8 protein-coding genes are annotated in these 8,059 nt (G+C 47.4%); all 8 read left to right on the forward strand.

Annotation, left to right across the window (positions count from 1 at the left end):
* Positions 1–2,229: DUF3320 domain-containing protein (locus PHQ97_15455; GenBank protein ID MDD4394127.1), on the forward strand; the 2,229-nt coding region annotated here is incomplete at its 5' end.
* A 67-nt stretch (positions 2,230–2,296) separates the two neighbouring features.
* On the forward strand, positions 2,297–2,983 hold the full coding sequence (locus PHQ97_15460) for an amino acid ABC transporter permease (GenBank protein MDD4394128.1): 687 nt from the start codon (positions 2,297–2,299) through the stop codon (positions 2,981–2,983).
* Positions 2,980–3,723, forward strand: a complete 744-nt coding sequence (locus PHQ97_15465) for an amino acid ABC transporter ATP-binding protein (GenBank protein ID MDD4394129.1) — start codon at positions 2,980–2,982, stop codon at positions 3,721–3,723. Before PHQ97_15460 ends, PHQ97_15465 begins: the two co-directional genes overlap by 4 nt.
* Position 3,724: 1 nt before the next feature.
* A complete protein-coding gene (locus PHQ97_15470) occupies positions 3,725–4,492 on the forward strand; it encodes an amino acid ABC transporter permease (protein MDD4394130.1) in 768 nt (255 codons plus the stop codon).
* 46 nt (positions 4,493–4,538) lie between these two features.
* A complete protein-coding gene (locus PHQ97_15475; GenBank protein ID MDD4394131.1) occupies positions 4,539–4,790 on the forward strand; it encodes a DUF5654 family protein in 252 nt (83 codons plus the stop codon).
* Between the two features lie 43 nt (positions 4,791–4,833).
* A complete protein-coding gene (locus PHQ97_15480; protein MDD4394132.1) occupies positions 4,834–5,577 on the forward strand; it encodes a hypothetical protein in 744 nt (247 codons plus the stop codon).
* A 490-nt stretch (positions 5,578–6,067) separates the two neighbouring features.
* Positions 6,068–7,690 carry a glycosyltransferase family A protein gene (locus PHQ97_15485; protein ID MDD4394133.1) on the forward strand — a complete coding sequence of 541 codons (1,623 nt, stop codon included), beginning with the start codon at positions 6,068–6,070 and terminating at the stop codon, positions 7,688–7,690.
* A 3-nt stretch (positions 7,691–7,693) separates the two neighbouring features.
* The coding region (locus PHQ97_15490; protein ID MDD4394134.1) for a UDP-N-acetylglucosamine 2-epimerase at positions 7,694–8,059 on the forward strand (366 nt) is incomplete at its 3' end.

Consider the following 8,059-nt stretch of genomic DNA (forward strand, 5'->3'; position numbering starts at 1 on the left):
GCTCTTTTGAAAGAGGCATATCTTGTTCGTCCGCTTCTTGCAAGATTTGCCCAGGTGCCTCATGAACAGAAGATCGCGGTCTTTGCCGAGTATGACCGGGCCGCGATCTCCGCAAATGCGGCGAGGATCATTCAGAAGCTGGATAAGTCCGTTCCCGAGATCTACACGGGCGCCTCCCGTGACTCGGAGATGGGGGTGCTGACCGGCGAGTTCAACAGAAAACGCGGTCATATGTCGATTAGGACCCTGATGAAGAAGGCGGGCGGACTTATCCAGCAGATCAAACCCTGTTTTATGATGAGTCCCCTTTCGGTCGCCCAGTATCTGGATCCCCACGCGGTGAAGTTTGACATCATCATCTTCGACGAGGCCAGTCAGGTCAGACCCGAGGATGCTCTGGGAGCTTTGATGCGCGGACGGCAGCTTGTTGTGATGGGAGATTCACGTCAGCTTCCGCCGACGACGTTCTTTGATCAGATCGCGGATCAGAATGAGGATGATGAGGAATCTGTCGCCGGCATTGGGGATATGGAGAGTCTGCTGCATGTCTGCAAACAGTCGTATCCGACGAGAAGACTCCGCTGGCATTACCGGTCCCGGCATGAATCGCTTATAGCAGTATCCAATGAGGAGTTTTATGACGGAAGTCTGCTGGTGTTCCCCTCGCCGCGGCATGATACCCCGGATCTGGGACTTACCTTTGTTCATCTGCCTGATACGATCTACGAACGCGGAAGATCGGGCGTCAACAGAAACGAGGCACAGGAGGTTGCCCAGGCAGTTATCGCGTATTATCAGAAGTATCCGGATAAAACACTCGGTGTTGCGACCTTCTCGACCCGCCAGCAGGAGATCATCCGTCACGAGGTGGATATTCTGCTCCGCGATCATCCGGAGGTCGAGATGCTGATGCGGCCGGCAAACGGCGAGCATTTCTTTGTGAAGAATCTGGAAACGGTCCAGGGTGATGAACGCGACACGATGCTGATCAGTATCGGCTACGGATTCGATGAAAATCATCGGCTTTCCCGCAACTTCGGGCCGCTGAATCAGGCCGGCGGCGAGAGAAGGCTGAATGTTCTGATCACCCGGGCGCGGGAACGCTGTGTGGTGTTTTCGAACTTCCGCGGCACAGATCTTCTTATCGATGCCGATTCTTCTTCAGGGATCGCGGCACTCTCAAGATTCCTCACCTATGCAGAGGACCGCTCTTCTCTGAGATGCAGTTCTTTGTCAGGCGGAGCTGATGAATCTGCGTATTTCCCGGATTCCGTCGCCATAATGCTTGAGGACAATGGATACCAAGTGTCCAGAAACGTCGGATGTGCCGGGTTCAGGATCGATATCGCCGTTATGGATCCAAAGGATCCTGGGGTGTATCTTGCCGGGATCCTCTGTGACGGGCAGAATTACTGGTCTTCAGAGGTGACGCGGGATCGCGACCGGTTACGCACCCAGGTTCTCGAAGGACTCGGCTGGCATCTGATCAGGATCTGGTCTGCGGAGTGGTTCCAGCATCCGGTTTCCTGCACGAAGATCCTTCTCGATTTCCTTGCCGAGGCGCAAAGACCCCAGGAACCGGCAGTTATGCAGAAGGATCCGGCGCCGGAATCACAAAATGCCGCGGCGTCTCCCTCTCTGAAGAAAGAAGAGCCCGCCTTGGTCCAGCCGCAGGCGTATCCAAAGGTCAGCCTCGAGCCGTATGTTTTCTGTACCGAGTGTGATCTTGCCAAGTATCATCAGTTTAAATCCGTCCCGGATCCGGTCCTGACAACGGCGATCATGCAGATCGTTTCAGTTGAAGGCCCGGTTTCAGAGAACGTGCTGTATGCCAGGATCAAGGAACTCGGCCGCGTTCCGAAGATGACGCCGGCGATCAAGAAAAAGATTTCTTCCCTTCTGACAGAAGAGGTGCATGCCGACCGTCTGACTGCTGATGAGGAGGGATTCTATTCTGTTCCCCTCAAAGAGATAGCGGCACGCGAGCGGCCGGCGAAGTGGTCCTGCGATGACGTATCGCTTTTTGAAATCGGCCATGCTGCAGAGATCATTCTTGGAAAACAGTTTGCAACGCCAAAGCAGGATCTGATCCGTCAGACAGCCCTCGTCCTCGGATTCAAACTGACTGTGCAGGTAAAAGCACGGGTGGAGAGCGGGATCGATGCCGCGATTTCCTCGGGGACGATCGTCAGCGCAGGCGACAAACTCCTCCCGGCAGCTGAAGAATAGTTCCACACCTTTTTTCTGATGGCAGGTCCAATAAAATAGGTAGCAGTCTTTTGGATTTTTAGATACTATGTTTGAATCGATTTCCGCAGTAACGAACTCCGCAGGGTATCTCCTGGAAGGTGTGGGGGTGACCCTCCTTTTGGTGGGTCTCTCCCTTTTTATCGGTTTTATCTGCGGGATAGTGCTGACTCTCGGCCAGGTCTACGGTCCTGCCCTGATCCGCAGATTCGTCGGCATCTATGTCTGGTTTTTCCGCGGGCTTCCCAATATCGTCCTGCTGTTTCTGTTTTACTTCGCGCTCTTTCCGTTCATGGGCTTTGATATGCCGGCATTCGGCGTGGCCGTGACCGTTTTGGGGCTCAGGAGTGCTGCTTATCAGTCCCAGATATTTAGGGGAGCTATCCAGTCATTATCCGAAGGACAGATGCTTGCCGCACGTTCCCTTGGCATGACACGGTGGCAGGCGATCCGCTCGATCATATTACCCCAGTCGCTTCGTCTTTCTCTTCCCGGCTGGTCGAATGAGTATCCTGTTCTTCTGACGGATTCATCGGTCGCCTATGTGATCGGAGTGGCTGAACTTCTTACGAGGACGAGTCAGGTGATTTCCCGGACTGGGGAACCAATGATCCTGTATCTCTCTTGCGCAGTGATATTTATACTGATGAATTACGGCGGCATGATGATCATTCAATATGTGGAAAAGAAAGTCCGGATCCCGGGATTCGGCAATAATGAGGCTGAGTGTTTATGAGTGACGTTCCCATTCTCAAAGTCGAGAATCTCTGCAAGTCGTACGGGGATCTCGATGTGTTGAAATCCGTTTCGTTCGAGGTCCGCAAAGGAGAAAAAAAGGTTTTCGTCGGTCCGTCGGGTACCGGAAAATCCACACTTCTCCGGTGTATCAATCAGCTGACCGCGCCCGATAGCGGGTTTGTGTATCTGAACGGTGAGGAGATCGTGCACTCCGGAAAAAAGATCAATGCATACCGGCAGAAGATGGGGATGGTCTTTCAGAATTTCAATCTCTTCGATCATCTGACGGCTGTTCGAAACGTGGAGCTTGCCCTGCTGAAAGTGAAAAAGATGGATAAAAAAGCAGCACGCGAAAAGGCGATGTATGAACTGGAGCAGGTAGGCATGGCCGACCGTGCGGATTTTTATCCGGCGCAGCTGTCCGGAGGGCAGGCCCAGCGGGTTTCCATTGCCCGGGCCCTTGCGATGGATCCCGAGGTCATGCTTTTCGATGAACCGACGTCTGCCCTTGATCCTGAACTGAAACGCGAGGTGATGGAGGTTATGCGGACCCTTGCGGCGAAAGGAATGACCTGTATCGTGGTCACGCATGAGATGAAGTTTGCGACTTCGTTTGCTACGGAGATATATCTGATGGAGAAGGGCGAGATCGTTGAACACGGTCCGCCGTCGGAGATCCCGACAAGTCCGAATTTTGTAAAGACACGCGCGTTTATGGGCAGTTACGCAGACGAGTGATATGGATAATCTGACCAGTACCCCTGTGCCTTCTGACGGGCTGAGCGGATTTTTCCAGAGTGTTCTGGATTCTTTCATCTCCCAGATTCCGTTCTGGCAGGATATTCTGCTCCCCGCTCTCTGGGACGGGTTGTGGGTGACGATCCAGCTTGTGCTCATGACGGCGCCTCTCGGGTTCCTGCTGGGTCTTCTGGTCGCGGTGTCCCGGGTTTACGGACCTGCGCCAATAAAATGGCTTGCTAAGCTGTATGTGATCTTTTTCCGCGGATGTCCGCTTCTGGTCCTGCTGTTTATTCTATACTTCGGTCTGCCGTCCGTAGGGATCGTTTTAGGTTCGTATCTGTCTGCTCTCGTCGGGTTCATTTTGTGTAACTCGGCTTATAACTCGGAGTATCTCCGCGGAGCACTGCAGTCGATCAAGCGGGGTCAGCTGCTCGCGGCAAGGTCTCTTGGTATGACGAAGGCACAGGGAGTTTTGTATGTTGTGGTCCCGCAGGCTCTGCGCCGTGCTCTTCCCGGGGTTTCCAATGAGTTCATTTATCTGATTAAATATTCTTCACTTGCGTATGTGGTCGCGGTAATCGAGCTTACCGGCGCAGCAAAGATCATTGCAAGTAAATATTTTATGTACTTCGAGGCGTTTGCGGCAGTCGGTATTTTTTATCTGGTGCTCGTGACGATCACGACGTTTGGGGTCAACTGGCTTGAAAAGAAGTATGCGATCCCAGGGGTGTCGGGTTCTGCAGTGAATGCTCACAAAGAGGAGTAAATCCTCATTACAATTATTTATATAGTTTTTATACCAATTCATTTTCATGGCATTTTCTGCTGATGTTATTGATAAGCTTGCTGCGCTGATCACAGCTGCTTTTGGACTGGTTGCGGCTCTTGCATGGAACACTGCGATCCAAGCGATTTTTCTGGAAATTTTCGGTACTCAAAGCAGTATTCCGGCAATGCTCGGCTATGCTGGTTTTGTGACGATCATTGCGGTCGCCTTTACGATCTGGATCGGATATGTTTCGAACAAGACGAAGGACAAGGTTGCAAAGTCAAAAAAAGAGTGAATCTACCCAATTCTTTTTTTGCCAGGCATGCATTATTAGTAGTATGCGTGTTTGTTGTGCTCAGCTGACCCAGGTTTGGGATGACCCGGATGCAGCTTTTTTGAAGGCTGATACTTTTCTTGGCGAGAATGCAGGTAAGGCTGATATGGTGGTGTTTTCTGAGCAGTATGCAACCGGATGGCGGCCGAATGCTTCTCCTGTCTCCGGTGAGGCGGTGAAAAACCGCTGGCTTGCTCTTGCGGCGAGGCATAAGGTCTGCGTCGTTGGTTCGTATCAAAAATCAGTGGAAGGCGGTCTGCCGCAGAATACGATGCTTGTGTGCGGTCCGTCTGGGAAGGTGGTTGCCGAGTATTCTAAGATGCATCTGTTTGTCCCGGGAAAGGAGGACAGGAGTTTTTCACCCGGTGCCCGGCCGGTGACATTTGAGTACGGGGGGGTGAAGTTCGGGTGTGCGATCTGTTTCGATCTGCGGTTTCCAGAGTTGTTCCGGGAATATCTGAAGGCAGGGTGCGAGTGTGTTCTGGTCCAGGCTGCCTGGCCTGCGGCACGGGTCGCGGATTGGGAGCTTTTGCTTCGGGCGAGGGCTTTGGAAAACAGGGGGTTTGTTATCGGGGCAGCGTGTATGGGGTATGATCCCGTTTCGGGTACGGATTACTGCGGGCGGAGTATGGTGTGCGATTATGAGGGACGGGTGATTTGTGATGGCGGTGTGTTTGAGGGGGGGTGCTCGGGTGAAGTGGATGTGGAGGGGGTACGGGAGATGAGGAGGGAGTGGGGGATGGTCTGAAGTTTGCGTCGTGCTTTTATCAGAGTATCATGTAGGAGCTTGGCTGAACACCCAATAAAATAGTGTACTTTGTTTTCTGTAAGATCGAGGATTTCCTAGTTCTTTTTGCTAATAAATAGAAGAAATTAATCTATCTTACATTTTACAGATAATAAATTCACGTATCTCCCAGTTCTATGAAAATCCATATTTTTATGTTCTATGTCATGTCATATATAGACGAAGTAAAAACAGTGAATACTGCTGTTTTGATCTGGATTCAATTTGGAGGGGGGGGCCAAGTTTGAACGCATGAATATGATACATGAAATTGAAGTACAGCTCGTACATACGTCAGTATTTCTCGGTTGATATTGCAACGCCGTGTAAGTCTACAAAAATATTTCAAAAATTACATTATATCTTGTCTTAGGTTGGACCTAAATCAGATTGTGCTACAATGAAGAGAACAGAAAAATAATAAATTAGCTCTAGAGTAATTATCATAATTATGCCTGAAAAAATATATCTTGATGATGAATTTAAGAAGATCTGGACTCTAATTGAGGCTGGAGAAAATATTGCCTTTCTCCGTCATGGTGATGGAGAAAGAGCGATAATGGAAGGCCGCAGCATTAAAGCTCAAGAAGGCTGGGAATCTCCGGGATATGTGTCGCAACTTGGCTCTGCTTGTTTGGATGCATTAAATCTCCGTGATCCCAGAGTTTGGTATGGTATTTCCTGTCCCTGCTGTGATCCCGCGGCTTATTATTGGTATATATCACGTATAGCTCATCGCAACATTACCTTTGCCAACCTCTGGGTCAACAGCAATTATTGTACGTTTATCAAAGCATTTGAAAATTTAGAACGTGAAGCAATAGTTATAGCAAATCACAGAGCTCAAAATAAACCAATCGGAAAATTAAATGTATTAAAGTATTATCCGGTTGGTGATGATTGCATATCGTTCTGGGAGAACGATGCACCCAAGCTCTTGCAACGCATTAAATCAGAGTATGGCATGAGAGATAATTTACTTTATGTTGTTTCAGCCGGACCAATGTCAGGACCAATTATCGCAGAATTATTTAAGAATAACCCGAATAATTGTTACATAGATTTTGGAAGTTCCATTGATACATACATCCATAATAAAATTACCCGTCCTTATATGAATAAAAATAGTAGATATGCCAAAAGACAATGCTGGATGTATGATCCGAAAACAACAAACTTTGATGTCACTGTTGTTTGTAATTTATATAAAAGACCGGATAATTTACTAAAACAATTAGAAGCTATTAATAATCAAACATTAAAGCCTAAAGAAATCCTGCTTTATCAAGATGGAATCTCCGACAATTATAAAATAGATCTTCTCCCATCTCTAAAAGATAAATTTGACAATGTAAAGATCGCTACTGAAAATACTGGTGTATGGAAACGTTTTGAATATGCAAAATCCTCTGCTTCCAGTCCCCTGATATGTATTTTCGATGACGATACGATTCCAGGTAAAAGATGGCTTGAAAATTGTTATTGCTGTATGCAGAAACAAGAAGGTGTTTATGGAACAATTGGAATAGTAATGCGTTATCCTGTAAAATATCCATTTGGAGGATTTTTACGTGTTGGATGGGGTGGACCAAATAGTAAAACAATAGAAGTTGATTTTGTAGGTCATTCGTGGTTTGTAAAAAAAGAATATCTCGACTATATGTTTGATGGAACTGAAATGTATCAATCCTTTAAATATGCAGGTGAAGATATGTGTATTTCTGCTCAATGTCAGAAAAGAGGAATTAAAACATTTGTTCCTCCCCATCCTTACATTAATCATGATTTATGGGGATCTCTTCCTGAATATGCAAAAGTATTAGGTAATTCCATTCAGGCATTATACTTAGATAATAAAAATTTTATTAGTATGAATAATTGTATGGCTTTGTATTTATCGAACGGATGGCAGGCTATTGTTAATACAAATAAACGATATCCGTATTATATTTTATATAAAATCATCGAACAACAGATAATAGGGAGATATAGGGCTTTAGTTCTAAAAGTAGAGAGAAAAATATATAGCTTCATTCCTAAAAAATCGTGTATTTTTGATGGAAAGAGGTTATAATCAATGAAAATAATGAGTATATTTGGAACTCGTCCCGAGGCAATAAAAATGTGTCCTTTAATCAAGGAGCTTCAAAAACACCCGGAGATAGAAAACCGTGTTTGCCTTACAGGGCAGCATCGTGAGATGCTGCAGTCGGTTATGGATATATTTGGTGTTGATGCTGACTATAATCTGGATATTATGCGTGACAACCAGACGTTGTCCACTATTACTATCGATATTCTAGATAAAATTGAGAGGATACTTATCGATGAGAAACCTGATGTCGTTTTAGTTCACGGAGATACGACCACCTCCTTTGTATCTGCTTTGGCCGCCTTCTATCAGAAAATCCCCGTGGGACATATCGAGGCCGGTTTGAGAACT

This window comes from Desulfobacterales bacterium, from assembly GCA_028704555.1.
Taxonomy (GTDB): domain Bacteria; phylum Desulfobacterota; class Desulfobacteria; order Desulfobacterales; family JAQWFD01; genus JAQWFD01.

Excerpts from the sequence above, each read along its gene's own strand:
- PHQ97_15465 (MDD4394129.1), top strand. The coding sequence starts at position 2,980 with ATGAGTGACGTTCCCATTCTCAAAGTCGAGAATCTCTGCAAGTCGTAC.
- PHQ97_15485 (MDD4394133.1), top strand. The coding sequence starts at position 6,068 with ATGCCTGAAAAAATATATCTTGATGATGAATTTAAGAAGATCTGGACT.
- PHQ97_15480 (MDD4394132.1), top strand. The coding sequence starts at position 4,834 with ATGCGTGTTTGTTGTGCTCAGCTGACCCAGGTTTGGGATGACCCGGAT.
- PHQ97_15460 (MDD4394128.1), top strand. The coding sequence starts at position 2,297 with ATGTTTGAATCGATTTCCGCAGTAACGAACTCCGCAGGGTATCTCCTG.
- PHQ97_15470 (MDD4394130.1), top strand. The coding sequence starts at position 3,725 with ATGGATAATCTGACCAGTACCCCTGTGCCTTCTGACGGGCTGAGCGGA.
- PHQ97_15475 (MDD4394131.1), top strand. The coding sequence starts at position 4,539 with ATGGCATTTTCTGCTGATGTTATTGATAAGCTTGCTGCGCTGATCACA.